20 protein-coding genes are annotated in these 26,969 nt (G+C 72.5%); 13 read left to right on the top strand and 7 right to left on the bottom strand.

Annotated elements, in window-relative coordinates; all coding sequences use genetic code 11:
• Nucleotides 1-543: 543 nt before the first annotated feature.
• Nucleotides 544-957 carry an SsgA family sporulation/cell division regulator gene (locus AB0L56_RS25680; protein ID WP_361029665.1) on the bottom strand — a complete coding sequence of 138 codons (414 nt, stop codon included), beginning with the start codon at nucleotides 955-957 and terminating at the stop codon, nucleotides 544-546.
• Nucleotides 958-1,245: 288 nt separating this feature from the next.
• Between AB0L56_RS25680 and AB0L56_RS25675 the strand changes: the two genes are divergently transcribed.
• The 3 genes from AB0L56_RS25675 (at nucleotide 1,246) to AB0L56_RS25665 (ending at nucleotide 3,470) form a co-directional block, all read left to right on the top strand.
• Entirely contained in the window at nucleotides 1,246-2,304 is a 1,059-nt protein-coding gene (locus AB0L56_RS25675) for an oxidoreductase (RefSeq protein ID WP_365426933.1), read from the top strand.
• A 76-nt stretch (nucleotides 2,305-2,380) separates the two neighbouring features.
• Nucleotides 2,381-2,704, top strand: coding sequence for a plasmid stabilization protein (locus AB0L56_RS25670; protein WP_365426930.1), 324 nt, complete (start codon nucleotides 2,381-2,383; stop codon nucleotides 2,702-2,704).
• 73 nt (nucleotides 2,705-2,777) lie between these two features.
• On the top strand, nucleotides 2,778-3,470 hold the full coding sequence (locus AB0L56_RS25665; RefSeq protein ID WP_365426927.1) for an endonuclease V: 693 nt from the start codon (nucleotides 2,778-2,780) through the stop codon (nucleotides 3,468-3,470).
• Between the two features lie 453 nt (nucleotides 3,471-3,923).
• Here AB0L56_RS25665 and AB0L56_RS25660 read toward each other — a convergent pair whose 3' ends face one another.
• Nucleotides 3,924-5,114, bottom strand: a complete 1,191-nt coding sequence (locus AB0L56_RS25660; RefSeq protein ID WP_365426924.1) for a saccharopine dehydrogenase NADP-binding domain-containing protein — start codon at nucleotides 5,112-5,114, stop codon at nucleotides 3,924-3,926.
• Between the two features lie 92 nt (nucleotides 5,115-5,206).
• Here AB0L56_RS25660 and AB0L56_RS25655 point away from each other — a divergent pair, with 92 nt between their 5' ends.
• The 4 genes from AB0L56_RS25655 to AB0L56_RS25640 all read left to right on the top strand — a co-directional run bounded on the left by AB0L56_RS25655 (nucleotide 5,207) and on the right by AB0L56_RS25640 (nucleotide 10,334).
• On the top strand, nucleotides 5,207-5,587 hold the full coding sequence (locus AB0L56_RS25655) for an MmcQ/YjbR family DNA-binding protein (RefSeq protein WP_361029681.1): 381 nt from the start codon (nucleotides 5,207-5,209) through the stop codon (nucleotides 5,585-5,587).
• A 138-nt stretch (nucleotides 5,588-5,725) separates the two neighbouring features.
• A complete protein-coding gene (locus AB0L56_RS25650) occupies nucleotides 5,726-6,892 on the top strand; it encodes a CaiB/BaiF CoA-transferase family protein (RefSeq protein ID WP_365426921.1) in 1,167 nt (388 codons plus the stop codon).
• Between the two features lie 11 nt (nucleotides 6,893-6,903).
• Nucleotides 6,904-8,118, top strand: a complete 1,215-nt coding sequence (locus AB0L56_RS25645) for an acetyl-CoA C-acetyltransferase (RefSeq protein WP_365426918.1) — start codon at nucleotides 6,904-6,906, stop codon at nucleotides 8,116-8,118.
• A 38-nt stretch (nucleotides 8,119-8,156) separates the two neighbouring features.
• On the top strand, nucleotides 8,157-10,334 hold the full coding sequence (locus tag AB0L56_RS25640; protein WP_365426915.1) for a 3-hydroxyacyl-CoA dehydrogenase NAD-binding domain-containing protein: 2,178 nt from the start codon (nucleotides 8,157-8,159) through the stop codon (nucleotides 10,332-10,334).
• Nucleotides 10,335-10,376: 42 nt separating this feature from the next.
• Here the strand turns inward: AB0L56_RS25640 and AB0L56_RS25635 are convergent, their stop codons facing one another.
• Nucleotides 10,377-11,093, bottom strand: a complete 717-nt coding sequence (locus AB0L56_RS25635; protein WP_365426912.1) for a MerR family transcriptional regulator — start codon at nucleotides 11,091-11,093, stop codon at nucleotides 10,377-10,379.
• A gap of 218 nt (nucleotides 11,094-11,311) precedes the next feature.
• On the opposite strand from AB0L56_RS25635, the gene AB0L56_RS25630 reads away from it, so the two are divergent.
• Together AB0L56_RS25630 and AB0L56_RS25625 are read left to right on the top strand one after the other, a co-directional pair.
• On the top strand, nucleotides 11,312-12,793 hold the full coding sequence (locus tag AB0L56_RS25630; protein ID WP_361029696.1) for an amino acid permease: 1,482 nt from the start codon (nucleotides 11,312-11,314) through the stop codon (nucleotides 12,791-12,793).
• A gap of 45 nt (nucleotides 12,794-12,838) precedes the next feature.
• Nucleotides 12,839-13,318 (top strand): macro domain-containing protein, encoded by a 480-nt coding sequence (locus AB0L56_RS25625; RefSeq protein WP_365426909.1) that lies wholly within the window; start codon nucleotides 12,839-12,841, stop codon nucleotides 13,316-13,318.
• 44 nt (nucleotides 13,319-13,362) lie between these two features.
• Here AB0L56_RS25625 and AB0L56_RS25620 read toward each other — a convergent pair whose 3' ends face one another.
• Nucleotides 13,363-14,868, bottom strand: coding sequence for a M1 family metallopeptidase (locus tag AB0L56_RS25620; RefSeq protein WP_365426906.1), 1,506 nt, complete (start codon nucleotides 14,866-14,868; stop codon nucleotides 13,363-13,365).
• A gap of 208 nt (nucleotides 14,869-15,076) precedes the next feature.
• Here AB0L56_RS25620 and AB0L56_RS25615 point away from each other — a divergent pair, with 208 nt between their 5' ends.
• Both AB0L56_RS25615 and AB0L56_RS25610 read left to right on the top strand, forming a co-directional pair.
• Complete coding sequence (locus tag AB0L56_RS25615) at nucleotides 15,077-17,032, top strand: Xaa-Pro dipeptidyl-peptidase (protein WP_365426903.1); 1,956 nt, start codon at nucleotides 15,077-15,079, stop codon at nucleotides 17,030-17,032.
• A gap of 229 nt (nucleotides 17,033-17,261) precedes the next feature.
• On the top strand, nucleotides 17,262-18,983 hold the full coding sequence (locus AB0L56_RS25610; RefSeq protein WP_365426900.1) for a BCCT family transporter: 1,722 nt from the start codon (nucleotides 17,262-17,264) through the stop codon (nucleotides 18,981-18,983).
• 1,167 nt (nucleotides 18,984-20,150) lie between these two features.
• On the opposite strand, the gene AB0L56_RS25605 is transcribed toward AB0L56_RS25610, so the two are convergent.
• Entirely contained in the window at nucleotides 20,151-21,104 is a 954-nt protein-coding gene (locus AB0L56_RS25605) for an FAD-dependent oxidoreductase (protein WP_365426897.1), read from the bottom strand.
• 66 nt (nucleotides 21,105-21,170) lie between these two features.
• Between AB0L56_RS25605 and AB0L56_RS25600 the strand changes: the two genes are divergently transcribed.
• Together AB0L56_RS25600 and AB0L56_RS25595 are read left to right on the top strand one after the other, a co-directional pair.
• Nucleotides 21,171-22,193, top strand: a complete 1,023-nt coding sequence (locus tag AB0L56_RS25600; protein WP_365426895.1) for an oxidoreductase — start codon at nucleotides 21,171-21,173, stop codon at nucleotides 22,191-22,193.
• A 49-nt stretch (nucleotides 22,194-22,242) separates the two neighbouring features.
• The gene (locus tag AB0L56_RS25595) at nucleotides 22,243-23,883 is read left to right on the top strand and encodes an ABC-F family ATP-binding cassette domain-containing protein (protein WP_365426891.1); all 1,641 of its coding nucleotides are present in this window, start codon (nucleotides 22,243-22,245) and stop codon (nucleotides 23,881-23,883) included.
• On the opposite strand, the gene AB0L56_RS25590 is transcribed toward AB0L56_RS25595, so the two are convergent.
• A complete protein-coding gene (locus AB0L56_RS25590) occupies nucleotides 23,880-24,437 on the bottom strand; it encodes a putative glycolipid-binding domain-containing protein (protein ID WP_365426888.1) in 558 nt (185 codons plus the stop codon). The genes AB0L56_RS25595 and AB0L56_RS25590 overlap by 4 nt on opposite strands.
• A gap of 72 nt (nucleotides 24,438-24,509) precedes the next feature.
• Entirely contained in the window at nucleotides 24,510-26,873 is a 2,364-nt protein-coding gene (locus tag AB0L56_RS25585) for a Tex family protein (protein ID WP_365426885.1), read from the bottom strand.
• Nucleotides 26,874-26,969 lie beyond the last annotated feature (96 nt).

The following is a 26,969-nucleotide window of genomic DNA, read 5'->3' as shown; positions in this document are numbered from 1 at the left end:
GCGTGCTGGCCGGCGGCCGGTGAACCGGCCGCGCGCCGCGTGGGGGCCGCTCGGCACCGGGACCGACGAAGCGCTGGCGGCAGGCCCGGCGTACGGAACGCTCGACCCGGGGATCGTGAGGAAGTTCGCCGACCGGATGCGTGCTGGCCGGCGGCCGGTGGACCGGCCGCGCGCCTGTGGGGGCCGCTCGGCATCGGGACTTACGAGGCGTAGGCGGCAGGCCCGGCGTACGGAACGCTCGACCCGGGGATCGTGAGGAAGCTCGCCGGCAGGATGCGTGCTGGCCGACGGCCGGTGAACCGGCCGCGCGGGGACCGCTCGGCACCGGGACCGACGAAGCGCAGGCGGCAGGCCCGGCGTACGGAACGCTCGACCCGGGGACCGTGAGGGAGCTCGCCGACCGGATGCGCGCCTGGCCGGCGGCAGGTGAACCGGCCGCGCGCCGCGCGGGGGCCGCTCGGACCGGGACTTACGAGTCGCAGGCCGGCGGCACGGCGTACGGAACGCTCAACGGCCTGATCGCCGAAGGCAGTCGGCCCGGCGTCAGGCGTCGCGCATCAGTTCCGCGAGGCCGTGGTCGAGGTCGAGCCGGAGGTGCTCCAGACCGGTCGGCACCAGTTCGCTCGTGGCGTCCAGGAACCGGCGCACCTCCCCCGAGCGGACATGCACCACGGCAGTCCCCTCCGGGGCGTGGAACTCCAGAACGGTCCGGTCGTAGCCGTACGGGCGCACCCGTACGTCGCCGTACCCCTCGGGACCCTCCAGGCCCGCGGCGAGCAGCTCACGGGAGAACGTCCAGCAGACCTCGACGCCCTCCAGGGTGGCGGGCGCGGGGAAGGTCATGCGGACGGCGAACGGGTCGTCGCCGTCATAGTGCAGGGTGGCGGGGATGTTCGGCATCCGCGGCGCGGCGGCGACCAGACGGGCCTCTACGGTCTGCTCAATGACGGTGGACAACGCCTTGCTCCCTCTGACGGCTGGACGGGCTTCCGGGCGGATCGGGTCGGCTACGGGAAGAGACGACGGAATGAGCCAATCCGTGCACACCAAAAGCGAGTGACCTCTGTCACCGCCTTCATGCACCCGAGTGACGCGGCTCTCCTCGCGTGTTCCCCGGGGCGCTTGTTCCTGCCGGAGAGGCCCTCTGGACGGCACCCCGGCGCTGGACTAGCTTCCCCCGCCATGAGGCGCTCGGGGAACACGCGACGGACGGGACAGGCGAGACCGACGGGACGCAGCCGCCGGGTGACCGCGGCGGCGGTGTGCGCCGCGGCCGTGGCCGCCCTGACGGCCGTACCGGCACAGGCGCACGGACCGGACCGGCACACGTCACCGCACTGGTCGGTCAAGGAGACGGGCACCCCGGACGTCAGGTTCCGCGGGCTGGCCGCCGTCAGCCGCGGCACGGCCTGGGTGGCCGGAACCGCGGGCACCGTCCTGCGCACCACCGACGGCGGCAGGAGCTGGCGGGACGTCTCGCCGCCCGGCGCGGGGGAGTTGCAGTTCCGGGACATCGAGGCGTTCGACGCGCGGCGGGCCGTGGTGCTCGCCATCGGCGAGGGCGAGGCATCCCGGGTCTACCGCACCGATGACGGCGGAGCGACCTGGACGGAGTCCTTCCGCAACACCGACGCCCGTGCCTTCTACGACTGCCTCACCTTCTTCGACCACCGACACGGCCTCGCGATGAGCGACCCGGTGGACGGCAAGTTCCGCATCCTGGCGACCGGCGACGGCGGCCGGTCCTGGAAAGCGCTCCCGGACACGGGCATGCCGCCCGCGCTGGAGGGCGAGGCCGGGTTCGCGGCGAGCGGCCAGTGGCTGGTGTCCTCCGGACCGAGGGATGTGTGGCTGGCCACCGGGGGAGCGGCACGCGCGCGCGTGCTGCACTCCGCCGACCGGGGCCGCACCTGGACGGTCACCGACAGCCCGATCCCGGGCGGCGACCCGGCGCGCGGCGTCTTCGCCCTCGCCTTCCGCGACCGCGCCCACGGCCTCGCCGTCGGCGGCGACTTCCGCCCCGGCGAGGCGTCACCGGACGCGGCCGCACGCACCGCCGACGGCGGCCGCGCCTGGCGGCCGGCCCACGCCTCGCCGCCCGCCTACCGCTCCGGTGTCGCCTGGCTCCCGCACAGCCGCACCGCCGCCCTCGCGGTCGGCCCCACGGGCACCAGCCTGACGACCGACGCCGGCCGCACCTGGCGGACCGTGGACACCGGCTCGTACGACACGGTCGACTGCACGCCCGATCACGGCTGCTGGGCTGCGGGGGAGCAGGGACGGGTTGCCCGTCTGGAGAACTGAACCCATGCGGCTTGCGCTGATCGCGAGGAACGAACGTGGGTACCCGTGCGCTGTACGCGAGAGGAAGTGAGCGGACATGCCACGCGGTTCCAGCCCCAAGCGGGAGCGTCAGTACGAGCACATCAAGGAAAGCGCCGAGTCCCGGGGCGAGAGCACCGGGCGCGCCAAGGAGATCGCCGCCCGGACCGTGAACAAGGAGCGCGCCCGGTCCGGCGAGTCCAAGACGGCCAGCCGCACCTCCACGCAGGACATGTCGTCCGGCAAGCGGGGCGGCCAGCGGTCCGGCAAGGGCTCCCAGGGCCTCACCCGCGACCAGCTGTACGAGGAGGCCAAGAAGAAGGGCGTGGAAGGCCGTTCGAGCATGAACAAGAGTCAGCTCCAGCGGGCGCTCGGCAAGTGAGCCGCCTCCGCGCGGGGAGCACCGGGAGGCGCCCCCGCGCGGAGCAGACCCGCCCCATAGGCTCAGGGGCACCATGACGACCGTACGCACACCGGCCGACTGGCCCGTGACCGAGGAAGAGGCCCGAGCGGTCCAGGACCGGCTCCGGGCGCGGGTGGTGCTCGACGAAGCGGGCCCGCCGCCCGGCACCGGCCGGGTGACCGGGGTGGACGTGGCATACGACGACGAGCGGGACGTCGTCGCCGCCGCGGCCGTCGTCCTGGACGCCGCGACCCTGGACGTCGTCGCCGAGGCCACGGCCGTCGGCCGCGTCTCCTTCCCGTACGTCCCCGGCCTGCTCGCCTTCCGCGAGATCCCGACCGTGCTGGCGGCCCTGGACGCCCTGCCGTGTCCGCCCGGCCTCGTGGTCTGCGATGGCTACGGCCGCGCCCACCCGCGCCGCTTCGGTCTGGCCAGCCACCTGGGCGTCCTTACGGGCCTGCCGACCATCGGCGTCGCCAAGAACCCCTTCGCCTTCACCCACGAGGAACCGGACACCTCGCGCGGCAGCACCTCACCGCTGCTCGACGGCCGCGAGGAGATCGGCCGCGCACTGCGCACCAGGGACGCCGTCAAGCCGGTCTTCGTCTCGGTCGGCCACCGCATGAGCCTGGACAACGCCTGCGCCCACACTCTCACCCTGACCCCCACCTACCGCCTACCGGAAACCACCCGCAAAGCCGACACCCTCTGCCGCCGTGCCCTCGCCGGAGCCGCCGCCGTTTAGGACACGTCCTAGACGTGGCACCCACGCCCGCGCAGCTGCGGGCAGTCGTGCCTCCCCCAGTGCCTTAAAGGCCTGGGAGGTACCCCCAGGGCGGCACGGGTAGGCGCGTGCGGGCCTGGGGACGGCTAGTGGCGCTGGGACGGCTCAGGGCGCTGGGACGGCTTACGGCGCTGGGCTCGGCCGGGGCGGGGGAGGGCTCACGGCGCTGGGCCGGTGCCGCTGCGCCCACCCTCCCCCACTCTCGGCTTCGCTCGAGCGGGGGGACCCCCATCGCCCTGGGGGTACCTCCCAGGCCCTTAAGGCACTGGGGGAGGCACGACTGCCCGCAGCTGCGGGCGACGCGCTGGGCCGGTGCGCACGCATGACAACGCCCCGCGCACCCAAGCCCGTTGCCACCGACGGACGGCCCGTCGACGCGCTGGTCCAGTGGCCCCTGCAGTCGGCTACGGCCCCTCAGCGTGTCGCGGCCACGCGGAACCGGATACCCGCCGCCCGGAGGCGTCCGATCAGCGCGTCGCCCATCGCCACCGCCGTAGTCACCTGCCCCGCGGTCGGCGGAAGGTCGTCGAGGGCCAGACACAGCGCCCCCTCCGCCAGCATCTTCGCCGTCTCGCCGTACCCCGGATCGCCGCCCGCCACCTCCGTATACACCCGCTGCCCGCCACCCTCACCCACGAACCGCACGCTGAACCAGCTCCGGGCGCGCTTCTCCGGCCCCGGCCCCTCCCCGGGCCTGACCCGGTCGGACAGCCGCCGGCGCAGCGGCGGGAACTGGGCCGCCGCGACCACCGCGCCGACCGCCGCCACCCCGCCCACCGCGACCGGGAGCCGCCGCACGGCCGCGTAGTGCCGGTAACGGAAGTCGGGGCCGTACCGGTCGAGTGACATCGCCGAGCGGCGCACGATCTGCCCGTCGATCGTCGGCAGGGGCAGGGCCCATGCGCCGACCTCCGGCGCGTAGCGCGGCGCGCCCAGCGGCGCCGAGGCCCGGCGGTCCATCAGCCGCGGCTCGTGGTGCCTGCGCTCGCGGGCCGCCGCGCGGAGCCGCCGGTGCCGGGCGAACTGGTTCAGCGCCGAGGCGAAGGTCCCGCCCGAGAAGGCCGCGTCCGCGGTGACGAAACCGTCCACGGTCAGCGGCACCCCCTCCGGCAGCTGCCGCACGGTGAAGTACGCCCCCAGGTCGTGCGGTACCGAGTCGAAACCGCAGGCGTGCACCAGCCGCGCCCCGGTCTCCCGCGCGCGTGCGTCATGACGGACGTACACGAGGTCCACGAACTCCGGTTCTCCGGTGAGGTCGACGTAGTCCGTCCCGGTGTCCGCGCAGGCGGCCACGAGTTCCTCGCCGTACTCCAGATAGGGGCCCACGGTCGTGGCGACCACGCGCGCCTGCTCGGCGAGGGCGCGCAGGGAGCCGGGCTCGGACACGTCCGCCCGCAGCAGTTCCGGCTCCGCGCCGCCGGGCAGCTGCTCTCGCAGCCGCTCCCGTAGCCGCTCGAGCTTCTCGGTGCTGCGGCCGGCGATCGCCCAGCGCAGCCCGGCCGGGGCATGGGCGGCGAGGTACTCCGCGGTCAGTGTCCCGACGAAGCCGGTCGCTCCGAAGAGCACGATGTCGTAGGGACGATCCGTCCTTTTCAGCCTGCTCATGACACCCCTTGGTCGTGCAGCCGCGCCGCTGTCGGTGGTCGAGGCTAGCGTGAGGGGAGCGGAGCTGTGACGACGAGCCCGGAGGAAAAGCGATGGCCGTGCCCCCGAACGCCCTGAAGAAGTGGGAAAAAGTGCGCGACTACGCCCTGAGACTGCCGGGAGCCACCGAGGAACATCCCTGGGGCGACACCGTCGCCAAGGTCAACAAGAAGGTGTTCGTCTTCCTCGGAGCCGACGACGGCAGCTACCCCCTGGGGGTGACGGTGAAGCTCAAGGACGAGACGGCGCACGCCCACGCGCTCGCCTGCCCCGGCGCCGAGCCCGCCGGATACGGGCTGGGGAAGGCCGGCTGGGTGAGCATCCCCCTGGAGCCCAAGGGCGCCCCGGCGGCCGAACTGCTCTGCGACTGGGTGGAGGAGAGCTACCGGAGCATCGCCCCCAAGCGGCTGGCGGCGGAGCTCGACGCGCGCTGAGGAGGCGCGTGACCGGGCGCGACCGGACTCGGCCCCGTAAAGTGGCCAAGCGCTTGCTCGCCCGGTCTTGTGCCGGGTGGAACGTGTTCTTAACATCGCTGGTGTTACATCATGTGTGTCACAGCCGTTGGGGGCTCGATGACAGAGGCGAAGGCGCCGGGACAGGGTCCGCTCACCGGCGTACGCGTGGTCGAACTGGCCGGCATCGGGCCGGGCCCGTTCGCCGCCATGCTCCTGGCCGACCTGGGCGCCGATGTCGTCCGCGTGGACCGCCCGGGCGGCCCCGGACTGGGGATCGACCCGGCCGGGGACATCACCAACCGCAACAAGCGTTCCGTGATCGTCGACCTCAAGGACCCCGACGGCCCCGCCCGCGTCCTGGACCTCGCCGAACGCGCCGACATTCTCATCGAGGGCTACCGCCCCGGCGTGGCCGAACGCCTCGGCGTCGGCCCCGGGGACTGCCACGCCCGCAACCCGCGCCTGGTCTACGGCCGGATGACCGGCTGGGGCCAGCACGGCCCGCTCGCCGACCGCGCGGGACACGACATCGCCTACATCGCCCTCACCGGCACCCTCGGCATGATCGGCGGCCCGGACGGCCCCCCGGCCGTCCCCGCCAACCTGCTCGGCGACTACGCGGGCGGCTCCCTCTACCTCGTCGTCGGCGTCCTCGCCGCCCTGCACCACGCGCGCGCGACCGGCACCGGGCAGGTCGTCGACGCCGCGATCGTGGACGGGACCGCCCACCTCTCCACGATGATCCACGGCATGCTCGCCGCGGGAGCCTGGCAGGACCGGCGCGGCGCCAACCTCCTCGACGGGGGATGCCCCTACTACGGCACCTACGAGACCGCCGACGGGGAGCACATGGCGGTCGGTGCGCTGGAGCCACGGTTCTACACCGAGTTCCTGCGCCTGCTCGGCATCGAGGACCAGGCCGCGGCCCACACGGACGTCTCCCGCTGGCCCGCGCTGCGCGAACAGGTCGCCGCCCGCTTCAAGGAACGCACCCGCGACGCATGGACGGCCGTCTTCGAGGGCACCGACGCGTGCGTGGCCCCCGTGCTCTCCCTCCGCGAGGCCCCACACCACCCGCATCTCGCCGCCCGCGGCACCTTCACCGACCACGGCGGCATCACCCAGCCCGCACCCGCCCCGCGGTTCTCCGCGACCCCCGTCGCCGTCCGCACCGGACCGGCCCGGCCGGGCGCCGACACCGACGACGTGGCCCGCGACTGGGACCTGCCCCGCCCGGCGGCGACGGCTCCCGCACCCACGTCCCAGCCCTCCCACCCTCAGTGAAAGGCCTCCTCGTGAGCACCGAAGCGTACGTGTACGACGCGATCCGCACCCCGCGCGGGCGCGGCAAGGCGAACGGCGCCCTGCACGGGACCAAGCCCATCGACCTGGTCGTGGGCCTCATCCACGAGATCCGGGACCGCTTCCCGGACCTGGACCCCGCGGCTGTGGACGACGTCGTGCTCGGCGTCGTCGGCCCGGTCGGCGACCAGGGTTCCGACATCGCCCGCATCGCCGCGATCGCGGCCGGACTGCCGGACACGGTGGCGGGCGTCCAGGAGAACCGCTTCTGCGCCTCGGGCCTGGAGGCGGTCAACCTGGCCGCCGCCAAGGTGCGCTCCGGCTGGGACGACCTCGTCCTCGCGGGCGGCGTGGAGTCCATGTCCCGCGTCCCCATGGCCTCCGACGGCGGCGCCTGGTTCAACGACCCGATGACCAACCACGCCGTCAACTTCGTTCCGCAGGGCATCGGCGCCGACCTCATCGCCACCATCGAGGGGTTCTCCCGGCGCGACGTCGACGAGTACGCGGCCCTCTCGCAGGAGCGTGCGGCCACCGCCTGGAAGGAGAACCGCTTCGAGCGGTCCGTCGTCCCGGTGAAGGACCGCAGCGGCCTGGTCGTCCTCGACCACGACGAGCACCTGCGCCCCGGCACCACCGCCGACTCGCTGGGCAAGCTGAAGCCGTCCTTCGCGGACATCGGCGAACTCGGCGGCTTCGACGCCGTCGCCCTGCAGAAGTACCACTGGGTGGAGCAGATCGACCACGTCCACCACGCGGGCAACTCCTCCGGCATCGTGGACGGCGCCGCCCTCGTCGCCATCGGCTCCAAGGAGGCCGGCGAACGCAACGGACTCACCCCGCGCGCCCGGATCGTCTCCGCCGCCGTCTCCGGCTCCGAGCCCACCATCATGCTCACCGGCCCCGCCCCGGCCACCCGCAAGGCACTCGCCAAGGCCGGACTGACCATCGACGACATCGACCTGGTCGAGATCAACGAGGCGTTCGCGGCGGTCGTCCTGCGCTTTGTGAAGGACATGGGCCTGTCGCTGGACAAGGTCAACGTCAACGGCGGCGCCATCGCCCTGGGCCACCCCCTCGGCGCCACCGGCGCGATGATCCTCGGCACCCTCGTCGACGAACTCGAGCGCCAGGACAAGCGCTACGGCCTGGCCACCCTGTGCGTGGGCGGCGGCATGGGCATCGCCACCGTCGTCGAACGCCTCTGACACCCAGCGCCCCCGCCACCTCTAACGGAGACCTCCTCATGACCGAGAGCACCACCATCCGCTGGGAACAGGACCGCACCGGCGTCGTCACCCTCGTCATCGACGACCCCAACCAGTCCGCGAACACCATGAACCAGGCGTTCCGCGACTCCCTCGCCGTGATCACCGACCGCCTGGAGGCCGAGCAGGACTCCATCCGCGGTGTCATCATCACCTCCGCCAAGAAGACCTTCTTCGCCGGCGGCGACCTGCGCGACCTGATCCGGGTCACGCCCGAAACCGCCCAGCAGCTGTTCGACGGCGGCATGGCGCTCAAGCGCCAGATGCGCCGCATCGAGACCCTCGGCAAGCCCGTCGTCGCCGCCCTCAACGGCGCCGCCCTCGGCGGCGGCTACGAACTCGCCCTGGCCTGCCACCACCGGATCGCCCTCGACGCCCCCAGCTCCAAGATCGGCTGCCCCGAGGTCACGCTCGGCCTGCTCCCCGGCGGCGGCGGTGTCGTCCGCACCGTACGCATGCTCGGCATCACCGACGCCCTGCTCAAGGTGCTCCTCCAGGGCACCCAGTACACCCCGCGCCGCGCCCTGGAGAACGGCCTGGTCGACGAGGTCGCCGACACGCCCGAGGACATGATCGCCAAGGCCCGCGCCTTCATCGACGCCCACCCCGAGTCCGCCCAGCCCTGGGACCGGCCCGGCTACCGCATCCCCGGCGGCACCCCCGCCCACCCCAAGTTCGCCGCCAACCTGCCCGCGTTCCCGGCCAACCTGCGCAAGCAGACGGGCGGCGCCCCCTATCCGGCCCCGCGCAACATCATGGCCGCGGCCGTCGAGGGCGCGCAGGTCGACTTCGAGACCGCCCAAATCATCGAGGCCCGCTACTTCGTCGAGCTGGCCTCGGGGCAGACCTCGAAGAACATGATCCAGGCGTTCTTCTTCGACCTCCAGGCCGTCAACTCAGGCGCCAACCGCCCCAAGGGCGTCGAGCCCCGCAAGGTGACGAAGGTGGCCGTCCTCGGCGCAGGGATGATGGGCGCGGGCATCGCCTACTCGTGCGCCCGCGCGGGGATCGACGTCGTGCTGAAGGACGTCTCCCTGGAGGCCGCCGTCAAGGGCAAGGGCTACTCCGAGAAGCTGTGCGCCAAGGCCGTCGCCAAGGGCCGTACCAGCCAGGAGAAGGCCGACGCGCTGCTCGCGCGGATCACGCCCACCGCCGAGGCGGCCGACCTCGCCGGCTGCGACGCGGTGATCGAGGCGGTCTTCGAGGACACCTCCCTCAAGCACAAGGTGTTCCAGGAGATCCAGGACGTCGTCGCCCCCGACGCGCTGCTGTGCTCCAACACCTCCACCCTGCCCATCACCGCCCTCGCCGAGGGCGTCGAGCGGCAGGACGACTTCATCGGGCTGCACTTCTTCTCGCCCGTCGACAAGATGCCGCTGGTCGAGATCATCAAGGGCGAGCGCACCGGCGAGGAGGCGCTGGCCCGCGCGTTCGACCTGGTCCGGCAGATCAACAAGACCCCGATCGTGGTCAACGACTCGCGCGGCTTCTTCACCTCCCGTGTCATCGGGCACTTCATCAACGAGGGCGTCGCCATGGTCGGCGAGGGCATCGAGCCCGCCTCCGTGGAGCAGGCCGCCGCCCAGGCGGGCTACCCCGCCAAGGTGCTCTCCCTGATGGACGAGCTGACCCTCACCCTGCCGCGGAAGATCCGGAACGAGACGAAGCGGGCCGTGGAGGAAGCCGGCGGCACCTGGACCGCACACCCGGCCGAGGCGGTCATCGACCGCATGGTCGACGAGTTCGGGCGCCCGGGCCGCAGCGGCGGGGCCGGCTTCTACGAGTACGGCGAGGACGGCAAGCGGGGCCGCCTGTGGCCGGGACTGCGCGAGCACTTCACCGTGCCGGGCCACGAGATCCCGTTCCGGGACATGCAGGAACGCATGCTGTTCTCCGAGGCGCTGGACACCGTCCGGCTGCTCGAGGAGGGCGTGCTGACGTCCGTCGCCGACGCCAACATCGGCTCGATCCTCGGCATCGGCTTCCCTGGCTGGACCGGCGGCGTCCTGCAGTACATCAACGGCTACGACGGCGGTCTGCCCGGATTCGTGGCACGCGCGCGGGAACTCGCCGAGCGCTACGGCGACCGCTTCACCCCGCCCGCCCTGCTGGTGGAGAAGGCCGAGAAGGGAGAGGTCTTCAAGGACGCGCGCTGACGGCGTCAGTGCCTGTCCGGCATGATCCGCCGGACCGGCCCCCTAGCGCGGTTCGCCCTCCTCGTCGAGCCACTCCCGCAGCTCCTCCCGCAGCGACCGCTGGAAGGTCGTGAGCAGCGCCTGCACCACGAGCGGATGCATCCGGGCGGACAGGGACCGCACATCCCGCGCGTCCTTGTCCGCCACCGCGTCCCGCAGCAGCCGCGACAGCTCGCGGGCCGCCGCGCGGGAGTGCCCGATCAGCGCGGTACGGGCGGCGAGGACCGTCCCGTGCGACAGCGGTACGTCCAGCAGTTCGACGCCGAGCCGCAGCAGCCCGGCGTCGACCCGGAAGGCCTCGCCGTCCGGTGCCCCGTCGGCCGGCTCGACGACGTCCATCGCCGCCAGCCGCTTCAGGTCCTCCTCGCCCAGCGCGCGCCCCGCGCGGCGCTCCAGTTCCCCGCGCGAGACCGTCTCCGTGGCGCCGGGCGCCCAGGACGCCACCACCGCCCGCTGGACCGCCAGGTCGCGCACGCTCAGGTCCGGCGGCAGCTCCCCCAGATACCGCTCGATGGCCGCCAGCGTCATGCCCCTGCTCCGCAGCTCCTCGATGAGCTCCAGCCGGGCCAGATGCTCCCGCCCGTAGCGACCGACCCGCCGCGGGCCGATCACCGGCGGCGGCAGCAGCCCCTTGGTGCCGTAGAAACGGACCGTGCGCACGGTGACCCCCGCCCGGGCCGCCAGTTCGTCGATCGTCAGGGCCTCGGTCTCGGTCGTCATGTGCAGCAGTATCGCTGTCCCACCAGCGCTGTGACACCTTCACTGTCACCCCGCACGGCCCTGTGAGATGTCCCGCGGTGTGACATGTGCCATCGCATGCGGCCCCGGGTGTCGGGAAAGGTGCCCTCTCGGTCTGTGCCTTGATCGAGCACGCCGGCCAGGCAATCCGGAACAACCGGGCGCGACTCGCCCGAGCGCGCCAGAGAGTGGAACCACCCGTGAGCAAGGACGCCGTCACCACGGCAACGGCCGCAGCACCCACCACGGAGGCCCCGACGCCCGCGGACGCGGGCGACGCCGGTTACAGCAAGGACCTCAAGGCCCGCCACGTCAACATGATCGCCATCGGCGGGGCGATCGGCACCGGACTCTTCCTCGGCGCCGGGGGACGCCTCCACGACGCGGGCCCGGCGCTCGCGCTGGCCTACCTGGTCTGCGGCCTCTTCGCCTTCTTCGTCGTGCGCGCCCTCGGCGAGCTGGTCCTGTACCGGCCGTCGTCGGGCTCCTTCGTGTCGTACGCGCGGGAGTTCCTCGGCGAGAAGGGCGCGTATGTCGCGGGCTGGATGTACTTCCTGAACTGGTCGACCACCGGCATCGCCGACATCACCGCCATCGCCCTCTACACGCACTACTGGAGTGCGTTCACCGACATCCCGCAGTGGGTGCTCGCCCTGATCGCCCTCGCGGTGGTCCTGGCCGTGAACCTGATCTCGGTGAAGATCTTCGGCGAGATGGAGTTCTGGTTCGCGATCGTCAAGGTCGCCACGCTCGTCGCCTTCATGCTCGTCGGTGTCTTCCTGCTCGCCACACAGCACGAGGTGGGCGGCGGCACCCCCGGCCTGAACATGATCACCGACAACGGCGGCATCCTCCCGCACGGTGTCCTGCCCGTCGTCCTCGTCATGCAGGGCGTGATCTTCGCGTACGCGGCGCTGGAGCTGGTGGGCGTCGCCGCGGGCGAGACCGCCGAGCCGGAGAAGGTCGTCCCCCGCGCGGTGAACTCCATCATGTGGCGCGTCGGCCTCTTCTACGTCGGCTCGGTCGCCCTGCTCGCCCTGCTCCTGCCCGGTTCGATGTACTCGGCCGACGAGAGCCCCTTCGTCACCGTCCTGTCGAAGATCGGCGTCCCCGCGGCCGGCGACGTGATGAACCTGGTCGTCCTCACGGCCGCGATGTCGTCCCTGAACTCCGGCCTGTACTCCACGGGCCGCATCCTGCGCTCCATGGCCATGGCGGGCTCCGCCCCGAAGTTCACCGCGCGCATGAACCGCAGCCAGGTGCCCTACGGCGGCATCCTGCTGACCTGCGCGGTGTGCGTGCTCGGCGTCGGCCTCAACTTCCTGGTGCCGGAGAAGGCCTTCGAGATCGTGCTGAACGTCGCCTCGCTCGGCATCATCAGCACCTGGGTGATCATCATGATCTCCCATCTGGTCTTCGTCCGCCGCGCCCGCGCCGGCCTGGTCACCCGCCCGTCCTTCCGCCTCCCCGGCAGCCCGGTGACCGAGATCGTCACCATTGCCTTCCTGGTGTCCGTCCTCGGCCTCATGTGGAACGACCCCGAGGTGGGCCGCAAGACAGTGCTGCTCGTCCCCCTGGTCGCGGCGATGCTGGTCGCCGGCTGGTACGCCGTCCGCCGCCGGGTCGCACACACCACCGACCGCGAACTGGCCGCCCCGACCGGCCGCACGCAGCAGAAGTAGCAGCTCACCGCCGCCATTGTCAGTGGCGGTCCGTAGGGTGGCGTCATGTCGGGGATCACATACATCCGGGGTGACGCCACCGCTCCGTCGGTGAAGGGCGTCAAGGTGATCGCCCATGTCTGCAACGACATCGGCGGCTGGGGGAAGGGCTTCGTCGTGGCCCTGTCGCGCCGCTGGCCCGAGCCGGAGGCGGCCTACCGCGCCTGGCACCGGGACCGCGCCTCCAACGACTTCGCGCTGGGCGCGGTGCGGCTCGTCCAGGTGGAGCGCCACGTCTGGGTGGCCAACATGATCGGCCAGCGCGGCATCAGAACCGGCAGCAAGGGCGTCCCCGTCCGCTACGAGGCCATCGACACCGCCCTCGCCCGCCTCGCCGACCACGCGATCGCACTGGGCGCCTCGGTCCATATGCCCCGCATAGGGTGCGGTCTCGCCGGCGGCAGATGGTCCCGCGTCGAGCCGCTGATCGACGAGCGGCTGGCGCGGCGCGGGATACCGGTGACCGTGTACGAGCACGGGGGCTGAGCGGTGGGGTGCGGCCCACCGCTCAGGTGTCCGGCGGAGTTCGCTCAGCGGCGGTGGCCGTTGTCGTGCACGTCGTTGGTGGCGGCGATCTTCTTCCACGATTTCGGCGGCTCCGGCGACCGGGCGGACGCTGTTTCCGAGGCACCCGGCGCCGACGCGGCCTCCGGCTTCGCCGGCTGGTACAGCCAGGTGTCGAACAGTGCCGTCAGCCGCTTGCCCGACACCCCCTCGGCGTACCGCCGGAAGTCCGCCACGGTCGCGTTGCCATGGGCGTACTTCTGCGGCCAGCCCTTCAGTACGGCGAAGAACGCCTCGTCGCCGATCTTGTTGCGCAGCGCCTGGAGGGCCAGCGCGCCCCGGTCGTAGACGGCGATGTGGAACTGGTTCTCCGGGCCCGGGTCACCCGGCTTCACCGTCCAGAACGGATCACCGGCCGGATGGGAGGCGTACACGTGATCGGCGAGTTCCTGCGCCGTACCCTCGCCCTCGTGCTCGGACCACAGCCACTGGGCGTACCGCGCGAAGCCCTCGTTGATCCAGATGTCCTTCCAGCCGGCCACGGAGACCAGATCGCCGTACCACTGGTGGGCCAGCTCGTGGACGACGACGGAGACGTTCGAACCGTCGGCGAACTGCCGCGGGCTGTAGAACGGCCGGGTCTGCGTCTCCAGCGCGTACCCGGTGTCCGTGTTCGGGACGTACCCGCCGAGCGCGTTGTAGGGGTACGGGCCGAAGTACCCGGTCAGCCAGTCGGCGACCTCCCCGGTCCGCTCGACGCTCGCCCGTGCCGCGCCCGCGTGGGCGCCGAGGTCCTTGCTGTAGGCGTTGAGGACCGGGATGCCGCCCTCGGTCTCACCGGTGGTGATGTCGAACCGGCCGACCGCCAGCGTGGCCAGATAGGTCGCCTGCGGCTTGTCGGAGCGCCAGCTCCAGCGGGTCCAGCCCGCCCGGGAACGCGTCGACTGCAGGGTGCCGTTGGAGATGGCCTGGGTGCCGTCCGGCACCTGCACCGAGACGTCGTAGGTGGCCTTGTCCAGCGGGTGGTCGTTGCTGGGGAACCACCACCACGCCGCCTCGGGCTCGTTCGCCGCGACGCCGCCGTCCGGGGTGCGGTGCCAGCCGGTGAAGCCGTACGCCTCCTTCGACGACGGCACGCCCTGGTAACGGACCACGACCGTGACGTCCGCGCCCCTGGGCAGCGCCTTCTTCGGGGTGATCTCCAGCTCGTGCTCACCGGTGGCCGTGAACGACGCCTTCGCGCCGTTCACCCGGACCTCGCTCACCTCCAGCAGAAAGTCCAGATTGAACCGGGACAGGTCCTGGGTGGTGCGGGCCAGCAGGGTGGCGGTGCCCTCCAGCTTGTCGGTGGCCGGCCGGTACGTCAGCCGTAAGTCGTAGTGGGAGATGTCGTATCCGCCGTTGCCGTAGGCCGGGTAGTAGGGGTCGCCGATGCCCGGCGCGCCGGGGGAGGGGCTCGCGGCCGATGCAGGGATCGCCAGCAACAGGGTGGCCGAGGCCAGGACTCCCGGCACGAAGATTCTGCGGTGCACGAAGGGCTCCAAGTGGTCGGGGAGCGAGGTCCTTTCGGAGCCTATTGATCCCCTCCGCCTCTGGCTTGTCCATGACCACCGCGGTCACAGGATCGCCATCCGGCCGTCATGAACCCCCACGACACACGGCAGGATCCGGCCACCCGCTGCCTCACATCACGTCAGACGCACTCTTCTGCACGCCAGTTCAACGATGTACCGTCCGCGCATGCCGAAACGCACGCGCCCCACGACCTGGAGAACGCTCGCGACCGCGGCCACCGCCGCCCTGACGGCCACACTGCTCACCCCGGCCGCGGCGGACGCCGCGCCACGCGAGAGCCGGCCCGTCCACTCCTACGACGACGCCATCCGCGAGGCCGTCTGGGTGGACACCGGCCTCGACGAGGACCGGGACGGAAGGACCGACCGGGTCGCCGTCGACATTGTCCGGCCCCGCGAACCGGCTCAGCAGGGCCGGAAGATACCCGTCATCATGGACGCCAGCCCCTACTACTCCTGCTGCGGGCGCGGCAACGAGAGCCAGAAGAAGACATACGACGCGAACGGCGACGTCGTGCGGATGCCGCTGTTCTACGACAACTACTTCGTGCCGCGCGGCTACGCCGTCGTCGGCGTGGACCTGGCCGGAACCAACCGGTCCGACGGCTGCGTGGACGTCGGAGGCCGCTCCGACATCCGGTCCGCGAAGGCCGTCGTCGACTGGCTCAACGGCCGCGGCACGGCGTACACCAGCCGCAGCGGCACCGAGCGCGCCCGCGCCGGCTGGACCAACGGCCGCACCGGCATGATCGGCAAGAGCTGGGACGGCACCATCGCCAACGGCGTCGCCGCCACCGGCGTCGAGGGCCTGGAGACCATCGTCCCGATCGCCGCCATCTCCACCTGGTACGACTACTACTTCAGCCAGGGCGCCCCGCTCTACGACTCCGGCCCCGACTGGCTGTCCCAGTACGTCGAGACACCCGAGGCCCGCACCCGGTGCGCCGCGGTCCAGCGCGAACTCGTCGAAGGCGCCCCGCGCACCGGCGACCGGACCCCGCTGTGGACCGCCCGCGACTATGTGCGCGCGGCGAAGAAGGTCCGGGCCAGCGTCTTCCTCGTGCACGGCATGCAGGACCTCAACGTGCGCATGCAGCACGTCGGCCCCTGGTGGGACGCCCTCGCGAAGAACGGCGTACGGCGCAAGATCTGGCTCTCCCAGACCGGCCACGTCGACCCCTTCGACTTCCGCCGCGCCGAGTGGGTCCGCACCCTGCACCGCTGGTTCGACCACGAACTCCTCGGCTACGACAACGGCATCGACCGCGAACCCATGGCCGACATCGAACGCCGGCCCGACCAGTGGGTCACCTCAACGACCTGGCCGCCGCGCGGCACGCACCCCACGACCCTGCGACCCCACCAGGGCGACGAGCCCGGTGTCGGCACCCTGGGGCTGCGCCGCGGCAAGGGCACCGAGTCCTTCACCGACGACCCCCGGCTGAGCGAGACCGACTGGGCTGCCCGTGTCGACACGTCGACTCCCCACAAGGCGGGCTTCGTCACCGGCCCGCTCACCCGGGACCTGCGCCTGTCCGGTGCCTCCGAGGTCACCGTCACCGCCACGCCCAGCACCCCCACGGCCCACCTCTCCGCCGTCCTCGTGGACCTCGGCCCCGACACCGTCCGCGACTACACCGCCGCCGGCGAGGGCATCACCACCCTCCCCGAGCGCACCTGCTGGGGCGCGAGCACCGAGGGCGACAGTTCCTGCTTCAAGGAGACCCGCGCGACCACGGTCGACGTCGAGCACACCGTCGTCAGCCGCGGCTGGGCCGACCTCGGACACCACGCCGGCGACGGCAAGGGCGAGCCCCTGGTCCCCGGCAAGCGGTACACGATCACTCTGGACCTTGCCGCCACCGACCACGTCGTGCCCGAGGGACACCGCCTGGCGCTGATCGTCGCCGGCACGGACCGTGGCCTGATCGACCCGCCCGTCGACACACCGACCCTCCGTATCGACCTGGCACGCACCTCCGCGCGGGTCCCGTTGGCCGGCGGAACGGCCGCGTTCGCCCGCGCCACGGCAGGTGCCCGGCCCACCGCCCCGGACGCCGTGCTGGACGGCGTGGACCGGCCCGACGTCACCGCCCACCGCGTCCCGGGGGAGGCCCGGTGAACGCGCCCTGATACGCGGGTCCGGAGGGACGGCGGCGGCGTCGTCGTACCGCTGCGGCAGTCCCTGCGTGCGCTCGTGCCCCTGCTCCTCGACGGGCGGGCCACCCGCCAGCTGGTGGAGGCGAAGTGCCGACCCGTCCTGCTGAAGAGGTGAGTTTTGCGCCAAAAGTGGTAAGGGCCTATCGGGGAGGAGTGCTCTCCGCCCAATGGCTCGACGAAGGGTGCCGCCTGTGACGCAGGACCAGAACGGCGACAACGACCACACGGCAGGCCCGCTGCCCGGCTCCGAAGCGGGCCTGCCCGGAAGGCAGGGTCCACGGACCGACCGGGTGGTGTTCGGCGTCACCGCCGTGCTCACCCTCGCCTTCGTTCTCTGGGGCGCCCTCGCGACGGATTCGCTCCAGGACGCCTCCAGCAGCATGCTCCGTGGGCTGATGCACAACGGCGGCTGGGGATTCATGCTGGCGGCCTCGGGCTTCGTGGTCTTCGCGCTCTGGCTCGCGGCCAGCCGCTACGGCCGGATCCATCTCGGTGCCGAGGGCGAGAAGCCGGAGTTCCGGACGGTGTCGTGGATCGCCATGATGTTCAGCGCGGGCATGGGCATCGGCCTGATGTTCTGGGGCGTGAGCGAACCGCTGGCCCACTACACCGAACCCCCGCCCGGCACCAGTCCGGCCGACTCCGGCGACCGCATGGAAACGGCCATGGCCACCACCCTGTTCCACTGGACGCTCCACCCCTGGGCGATCTACGCGGTGGTCGGTCTCGCCATCGCCTACAGCACCTTCCGGCGCCGCCGCCGGCAGACCATCAGTGCCGTGTTCACCCCGCTCATCGGTGAGAAGAACGCCAACGGCGTCGGCGGCCGGGTCATCGACATACTCGCCATCATCGCGACGGTCTTCGGCTCCGCTGCCTCGCTCGGCCTCGGCGCGCTGCAGATCGGGTCCGGGGTCCAGAAGCTCGACTGGTTGGACAAGGTCAGCACCGGGCTGCTGGTCAGCATCATCGCGGTGCTGACGGCGGCGTTCGTGGCCTCCGCGATCTCCGGTGTGGAGAAGGGCATCCAGTGGCTGTCGAACACCAACATGGTGCTGGCCCTGATCCTCGCCGTGTTCGTGTTCGTCGCGGGCCCGACCATCCTCATCCTGGACCTGCTGCCCACCTCGATCTTCTCCTACCTCGGACACCTGCCCGAACTGGCCGGCCGCACCGAGGTCAGCGGCGGCGAGGGCGTCGCCGACTGGCTGGGCAGCTGGACCGTCTTCTACTGGGCGTGGTGGATCTCCTGGACGCCGTTCGTCGGCATGTTCATCGCCCGTATCAGCCGGGGCCGGACCATCCGCCAGTTCATCGGCGGGGTGATCCTCGTCCCCAGCACGGTCAGTCTGGTCTGGTTCGCGATCTTCGGCGGCTCGGCGATGCGGCTCCAGGAGCAGAACCGGCTCGGCGGCGAGACGACCCCGGAGGGCCGGCTCTTCGCGGTGCTGCAGGAGTACCCCGTCGCCACCGCCACCAGCCTGCTGGTGATGATCCTCGTGGGCATCTTCTTCGTCTCGGGCGCCGACGCGGCCTCCATCGTGATGGGCACCCTCTCGCAGAACGGAGCGCTCGAACCCGGGCGTGTGGTGGTGGTGTTCTGGGGCGTGGTCACCGGTGCCGTGGCGGCGATCATGCTGCTGGTCGGCAGCGGACAGGCCGACGCGCTGACCGGCCTGCAGAATCTGACGATCCTCGCGGCGGCTCCATTCGTCATCGTGATGATCTTCATGTGCATGGCACTCATGCGCGACCTACGCCGCGACCCGCTCATGGTGCGGGACCGCATGGCCTCCGAGGCGGTGGAACTCGCGGTCATCGAGGGCCACAAGAAGTACGACGGCGAGTTCCAACTCCGCGTCGAACCCGGCCGCGGCCCAGACGTGGAGGGCGACCCCATCGGCAAACAGTGACCCGCTGCACGCCCCGCGACCCTGCCGTCGCCCGGCAACCGCCCGGGGCCGTCCCCCGATGCGCCCCACATGCCCCGACCGGCGGCCCGCGGCACGGTCGGCGACACTCGAGCCCGCCCCCGGCCGTACGCCCCGCGCCGTCCGCGACACTGCTTTCACACGGGGACCGGCCGGGGCCGTCGGTCGGCACACCCCACGTGCCCGGACCGGCGGCCCCCGGCACTGTCAGCCATACGTGAGTCCGCTCCCGGCCGTACGGCCCGGCAAACTCGCGGCAACGGCCCACGCGCGCGGTCCGCGACACTGCCGTCGCCCGGGGACCGGCCGGGGCCATCGGTCGGCGCGCCCCACGTGCCCGGACGGGCGGGCCGCGGCACGGTCGGCCACACGCGAGTCCAGCCCCGGCCGTACGGCACCCAGCCCCGCCTCCGGGGCCTGAGGCGATGGCACACGCGTGGTCCGTGTCTCTGGTGTGGGGCCGGGTCGTTCCGCGGGGAGCGGAGGCCGTGGGGTGGCGGTGTCCGGCCGGGGGCGTCGGTCGGCACGCCCCACGTGCCCCCGACCGACGGGGCCGCAGCGCGGCCGGCCATACGCGAGTCCGCCCCCGGCGGTATGGCACCCAGCCCAGGCCCGGCCTGCGGTGATGGCGCACGCGCGCGGTCGGTGTCTGGCGTGGGCCGGGTCGTTCCGCGAGGGGCGGGGCCGTGGGTGGCGGTGTCCGGCCGGATCCGTCGGTCGGTTCGGCGCAGGTGCCGATGCCGCGCCGCTGCCGTCGGGTGGCCGGGACCGGCGGGCCGCAGCCCGGTCGGGCATACGCGAGTCCGCCCCCGGCGGTATGGCATCCAGCCCAGGCCCGGGCCTGCGGTGATGGCGCACGCGCGCGGTCGGTGTCTGGCGTGGCGGGGGGCGTTCCGCGAGGAGCGCGGTGGCGGTGTTCGGCCGGAACCGTCGGCCGGTCCGGGGCACGTGCCGACGCCGCGCCGCTGCCGTTGGGTGGCCCGGACCGGCGGGCCGCGGAAGGTGCGGGCATACGTGAGTCCGCTCCCGGCTGGGGCTGGCCGTCGGCGGCCAAGCGCACGGGCGGTCCCCCCGGGGCGCGGCTGCTGCCCATCCGGGGAGCGGAGTGCGCACGCCTACCACGGTCCGCCTGCCGTGCGGTGCGCCGGGTCAGCCCGTGGCCAGCTTCGCCGCCTCCTCCGCGCAGCCCCAGGCCACGGTGACTCCGCCGCCACCGTGGCCGTAGTTGTGGATCAGGACGGTGCCGTCGGGGAGGACGGCGCGTTCCAGGCGGACTGCGTCGCGGGCCGGGCGCAGACCCACGCGGTGGTCCAGGACGCGGACGCCGGCGATCTCCGGGCGCAGTGCCGTGCACCGCCGCACGATCGCGTCGGCCACCGCCGGGTCCGGCTCCGTGGACCAGGCGTCCTCCTCCGCCGTACCGCCCAGCACCAGCCGCCCCGGCTGCGGCAGGACGTACGCCGGCGCGCCGTCGGCCCCCGTGGAGACCGTCCACGTACGGACCCCCGGGTTCTCCACGATCACCAACTGCCCCCGTACCGGCCGCACCGACGGATCCGGAACCAGCTCCCGCGCCCCGAGGCCCGTGCAGTTGACCACGACCGGCGCGCCGGTCCCGGCCAGGTCCGCCGCCGTACGCGCCTCGACCACACCCCCCGCCGCCAGGAACCGCTCCCGCAGATACGGCAGATGAGCCGGCATGTCGATGAGCGGCAGCCGGGCCCACACCCCCGACCCGCCGGGATACTCCCCGGCCGTCGCCGGGCGCAGCCCCGGCAGCCGCGCGGCGGCCCACGCGCCGACGTCGTCCAGCGCCGTTTCGCCCAGTACCCCTTCGGCCATGCGTACGCCGGTGGTGTCGGGCCGTTCCGCCAGTTCCTCGTAGACGTCCAGCGACCGCAGCGCCCACGCACGGGCCGACTCCACCGGCTCGACGCGGTACGGCCACCACAGCCCGCCCGCAACCGCCGAGGTGGTCCCCTCGACCGGGTCCCGCGTCCACAGCCGTACGCGTACACCACCCTCGGCCAGGACCACCGCCGTGGTCAGCCCGGCCACGCCGCCGCCGATCACCAGTACATCGCAGCCAAGTTCGCGCTCCATCGATCGGACGTTAGCGGAATATGTCATGCCGTGCTCAGGTCCGTCCGCGGTGGGAATACTCACAGCATGTCTGCCGAGTACGCGACCTTCGGCCTGGCACCGGCGACCAGAGCCGGTGGACTCCTTGCCAACGGTGACTACCAGGTCCACCGGGACTTCGTCGACTTCGTCGTCGACGGACGCCCGCTGCTCTTCCGCCTCTCCGACCTGGACGCCGTCTCCCCGCTCGCCTCCGACGTCCCGCCCTCGATCTTCACCGCCCAGGTCCGCAGCCTGCTGCTGGAGACCGAGGCCCCCCTGCCCGCCGGCCGGTACATCGTCTACGGCTGCCCCGAGTGCGAGGACCTCGGCTGCGGCGCGGTCACCGCGGTCATCGAGCACGACGGCGAGGACGTCATCTGGCGGGACTTCGCCTGGCAGACCGACGCACACGCCGACCTCGAGCTCAACGGCTACCACGGCATAGGCCCGTTCCGCTTCCGCGGCACCGAGTACCGCGCCGCGCTCGCCTCCCTGCTGAACGGCGACGCCCCCAGCCCCCGACGCCGTGTTCTGCTGATCGGCGCCCGGGTCGCCCTCCTCGCCCGGCTCGCCGCCGCCCTGCGCACGATCGGCGTCGGCGCCGACATCGCCCAGAACGCCGACGGAGTCCCCGCCGACGAACTGCGGACCTACGGCGCCGTCGCCCTCGGCCCATCGGCCGGCGCCGGGGAGCGCGACGCCGTCCGCCGCGCCCTCACCACCGCCGGCGTCCACGTGCCCTGCGTCCACGGCCTCGCCCCGATCGTCCCGCTGCTGGTCGCCCAGACCGAACAGGCCCTGAACGGCAGCCCGCCGCAGCAGCGCCGCCTGACGGAGCTCACCGCCGCCGACGGCGCCGCGGAGGTCCACGTCACGTCGTCCTGCCGGGTGCGGCTCACCGCGTACCGGCTCGACCGCCTCACCCGCACCCACACGCAGGACGTCTTCGACGGCGTCCTGGAACCCGGCCGCCACCGCCTCCCGCTGGACGCCAAGGCGGTCCGGGGCGAGGCGTACGTCGTCGCGCGCACCGGCGGGACGGTGCTGGTGACGGCCGTGGGGCGCTGAACACCGGCGCGCGTACGGGCACGCGCGGGCGACTAGGATCGGCGGTCTCATGACTGCCACCCTTGTCGCCAGGAACCTCGCCGCCGGGCACGGCGGCCGCTCGCTGTTCGCCGGGCTCGACCTCGTCGTCGCACCCGGCGACGTGATCGGGCTGGTCGGCGCCAACGGTGCGGGCAAGTCCACGCTGCTGCGCGTGCTCGCCGGGCTCACCGCCCCGGAGGAGGGCGAGCTCCGTCTCTCCCCGCCCACCGCGACCGTCGGTCATCTGCCGCAGGAGCCGGAGCGCCGGCCCGGCGAGACCGTGCGCGGCTTCCTGGCCCGCCGCACCGGAGTCGCCGAGGCCCAGCGCACCATGGAAGAGGCGACCCAGGCCCTGGTCGACGGCGCGCCGGGCGCGGACGACGCGTACGCCACAAGCCTGGAGCGCTGGCTCTCCCTGGGCGGCGCCGACCTCGACGAGCGCGCCGAGGAGGTCGCCGGCACCCTCGGTCTGGCCGTCGGCCTGGACCAGCCGATGACCTCGCTCTCCGGAGGCCAGGCCGCCCGCGCCGGACTGGCCTCCCTCCTCCTGTCCCGCTACGACGTCTTCCTCCTCGACGAGCCGACCAACGACCTCGACCTGGACGGCCTGGAGCGCCTCGAATGCTTCGTCGGCGGCCTGCGCGCCGGAACGGTCGTCGTCAGCCACGACCGCGAGTTCCTCACCCGCACCGTCACCAAGGTCCTCGAACTCGACCTCGCCCAGCGGCAAATCAACTTGCACGGCGGTGGCTACGAGGCCTATCTGGAGGAACGGGACGTGGCCCGCAGGCACGCCCGGGACGAGTACGAGGAGTACGCCGACAAGCGGGCCGCCCTCCAGGACCGGGCGCAGATGCAACGGGCCTGGATGGACAAGGGCGTGAAGAACGCCCGCCGCAAGGCGGGCAACGACAACGACAAGATCGGCCGCAAGTTCCGCAGCGAGGCCAGTGAGAAGCAGGCCGCCAAGGCCCGTCAGACACAGCGCATGATCGAACGCCTCGAGGTGGTCGAGGAGCCGCGCAAGGAGTGGGAGCTGCGCATGGAGATCGCGGCGGCCCCGCGCTCCGGAGCGGTGGTGGCCACCCTGCGGGACGCCGAGGTACGGCGCGGCGGCTTCACCCTCGGCCCGGTGTCCCTGGGGATCGACTGGGGGGACCGGGTGGCCGTCACCGGCGCCAACGGCGCGGGCAAGTCCACCCTGCTGGGCGCCCTGCTGGGCCGCGTCCCGCTCGACTCCGGCCACGCCGCCCTCGGGTCGGGCGTCCTGCTCGGCGAGGTCGACCAGGCCCGCGCGCTGTTCCACGGTCCCGAGAACCTGCTCGACGCGTTCCGCCCGGCGGTCCCCGCGCTGGAACCGTCCGACATCCGCACCCTGCTGGCCAAGTTCGGCCTCAAGGCGGACCACGTCATGCGCCCCGCGGCCACCCTCTCCCCGGGCGAACGCACCCGCGCCGCCCTCGCCCTCCTTCAGGGCCGGGGCGTCAACCTCCTGGTCCTGGACGAGCCGACCAACCACCTCGACCTGCCCGCCATCGAACAGCTGGAGTCGGCCCTCGACGCCTACGAGGGCACCCTGCTCCTGGTCACCCACGACCGCCGCATGCTGGACGCGGTCCGCGTGACCCGCCGTCTGGAGGTCGCCGACGGCAAGGTGACCGAACGCTAACGGGCGGTCAGCCGACGGGCCAGACGCGGGTAGTCGACGACGCAGCCGTCCTCGTCGAACTCCAGGTCGCTGCTGAAGTCCCCCGACGTGTAGCGCACGCGCCCGGGACCGAGATGCGTGTACGTCTGCCGCGACGGCCGCACCTCGAGGTCGGGCACGGACACCCACGCCATCAGGAACTCCCGGTCGCCCGGCCGTTGGTGCAGTTGGTGCCGCAGCACGGGCATGGTGTTGGTCAGCGGGCACAGCCCCAGGTCGCAGTCGAGCGCGCCGGCCGGCCCGGGCGCCCGCTCACCGTTCGCCGTCCAGCCGCCCCGTCCGTCGTGGAGCAGTTCGAGCGTACGGGTGCCGGAGGCGTGCTCGGCCGTCACGGTCAGCCGCCTGGTGACATAACCGTCCGCGGTCTCCAGGCCGTAGGTGATCCAGTATGGCTCCGGGACGGTTCCGACGGCCCGGCCGCGGGCCCTCAGCGTCCCGTCGCCGAACTCGGCCCAGGCCGTCTCGTAGCCCCCGCTCGCGGTGACGTCCCATGTGATGACGCGTGATCCCGGCATGCCGGCACCCTACGGGCCGGGCGGGCCCGGGTCCTCGCATCGCCGCGCGGAACCCGGGCCACGGCGGACCGCTCAGCGCCTGCCGCTCTTCGGGTCGACCAGGCCGGCCCGGCGCAGGGCGTCGGCCATCGCGCTGTTCGCCGGCGCGGGCGCCTGCCGCGAGCCGCCACCGCCGCCACCGCGGCCCTGGCGTTGCTGCGGCGGACGGCCGCCACGCTGCCGACGCTCGCCACCGCCCGCCCGGTCCTGCCCGGACGCCTCGTCATCCAGCCGCAGCGTCAGCGAGATCCGCTTGCGCGGGATGTCCACGTCGAGGACCTTCACCTTGACGATGTCCCCCGGCTTCACCACGTCCCGCGGGTCCTTGACGAACGTCTTCGACATCGCGGACACGTGCACCAGGCCGTCCTGGTGCACACCGACGTCCACGAACGCCCCGAATGCGGCGACATTCGTGACGACACCCTCCAGCACCATCCCGGAGGACAGGTCGGAGATCTTCTCCACGCCGTCCTTGAAGACCGCCGTCCGGAACGCCGGACGCGGGTCCCGACCCGGCTTCTCCAGCTCCTTGAGGATGTCCGAGACCGTCGGCAGACCGAACTTCTCGTCCACGAAGTCCTGCGGCCGCAGCGACCGCAGCACCGCCGTGTTCCCGATCAGCGAGGCGACCTCCTCGCCGGACGTCTTCACCATCCGCCGCACGACCGGGTAGGCCTCGGGGTGCACGCTGGAGGAGTCCAGCGGGTCGTCGCCGCCGCGGATCCGCAGAAAGCCCGCGCACTGCTCGTACGCCTTCGGGCCGAGCCGCGCCACCTTCTTCAGCTCGCCGCGCGACCGGAACGGCCCGTTGGAGTCCCGGTGCGCCACGATGTTCTCGGCGAGGCCGGAGGTGATGCCGGAGACCCGGGCGAGCAGCGGCGCCGACGCGGTGTTGACGTCCACGCCCACGCCGTTCACACAGTCCTCGACCACCGCGTCCAGCGAACGCGACAGCTTCACCTCGGACAGGTCGTGCTGGTACTGGCCGACGCCGATCGACTTCGGGTCGATCTTCACCAGCTCGGCCAGCGGGTCCTGGAGCCGCCGCGCGATCGACACCGCGCCGCGCAGCGACACGTCCATGTCCGGCAGTTCCTGCGAGGCGAAGGCGGAGGCCGAGTACACGGAGGCGCCCGCCTCGGACACCATCACCTTCGTCAGCTTCAGCTCGGGGTGCCGGGCGATGAGTTCACCGGCGAGCTTGTCGGTCTCGCGGGACGCCGTGCCGTTGCCGATCGCGATCAGTTCGACCGCGTGCTCCTTCGCCAGCCGCGCCAGTTTGGCGATCGACTCGTCCCACCGGTTGGCCGGGACATGCGGATGGATCACGTCCGTGGCCACGACCTTGCCGGTCGCGTCCACCACGGCGACCTTCACACCCGTGCGGAAGCCCGGGTCGAGACCGAGCGTGGCGCGCGTACCGGCGGGGGCGGCGAGCAGCAGATCACGGAGGTTTGCCGCGAAGACCCGCACCGCCTCGTCCTCGGCGGCGGTGCGCAGCCGCAACCTGATGTCGATCCCCAGGTGCACCAGGATGCGGGTGCGCCAGGCCCAGCGGACCGTGTCGACCAGCCACTTGTCGGCCGGACGCCCCCGGTCGGCGATCCCGAAGCGGTGCGCGACGATCCCCTCGTACGACGAGGGCCCGTCCACCGGCTCCTCGGGCTCCAGGACGAGGTCGAGGACCTCCTCCTTCTCGCCGCGCAGCATCGCCAGGACCCGGTGCGAGGGCAGCTCGGTGAACGGCTCGGCGAAGTCGAAGTAGTCGGCGAACTTCGCTCCCGCCTCCTCCCTGCCCTCGCGCACCTTCGCGGCCAGCCGCCCGCGCACCCACATCCGCTCGCGCAGCTCGCCGATCAGGTCGGCGTCCTCCGAGAACCGCTCAGTGAGGATGGCCCGCGCGCCGTCCAGCGCCGCCTGCGGATCGGCGACCCCCTTGCCGGCGTCCACGAACGCGGTTGCCGCGGCGAGGGGCTCGACACCCGGATCCCCGAGCAGCCCCTCCGCCAGCGGCTCCAGACCCGCCTCGCGGGCGATCTGCGCCTTGGTGCGCCGCTTCGGCTTGAACGGCAGATAGATGTCCTCCAGGCGCGCCTTGGTTTCCGCGCCCCGGATCCGGGCCTCCAGCTCGTCGGTCAGCTTGCCCTGTTCGCGCACCGACTCCAGGATCGCCGTACGACGCTCCTCCAGCTCGCGCAGATAGCGCAGCCGCTCCTCGAGCGTGCGCAACTGCGCGTCGTCGAGCATCTCGGTCGCTTCCTTGCGGTAGCGGGCGATAAAGGGCACCGTCGAACCGCCGTCGAGCAGTTCGACGGCGGCCCTGACCTGCCGCTCCCGTACGCCGAGCTCTTCGGCGATCCTGCCTTCGATGGACCCTGCGAGGGGTGTCGTCACGTTCCCGTACCGCCTTCTCCACTGAGGTTGCGCGGCAATTGTGGCAGGTGACGCCGACAATCGGGGATCAGGGCAGCGACGCGCCCCAGGACCGCC

The sequence above is a fragment of the Streptomyces sp. NPDC052079 genome, from assembly GCF_040680275.1.
In the GTDB taxonomy this organism is placed as follows: domain Bacteria; phylum Actinomycetota; class Actinomycetes; order Streptomycetales; family Streptomycetaceae; genus Streptomyces.
Note: the sequence above shows the minus strand (reverse complement) of the source record. Positions and strands in the feature narration are given on the sequence as shown.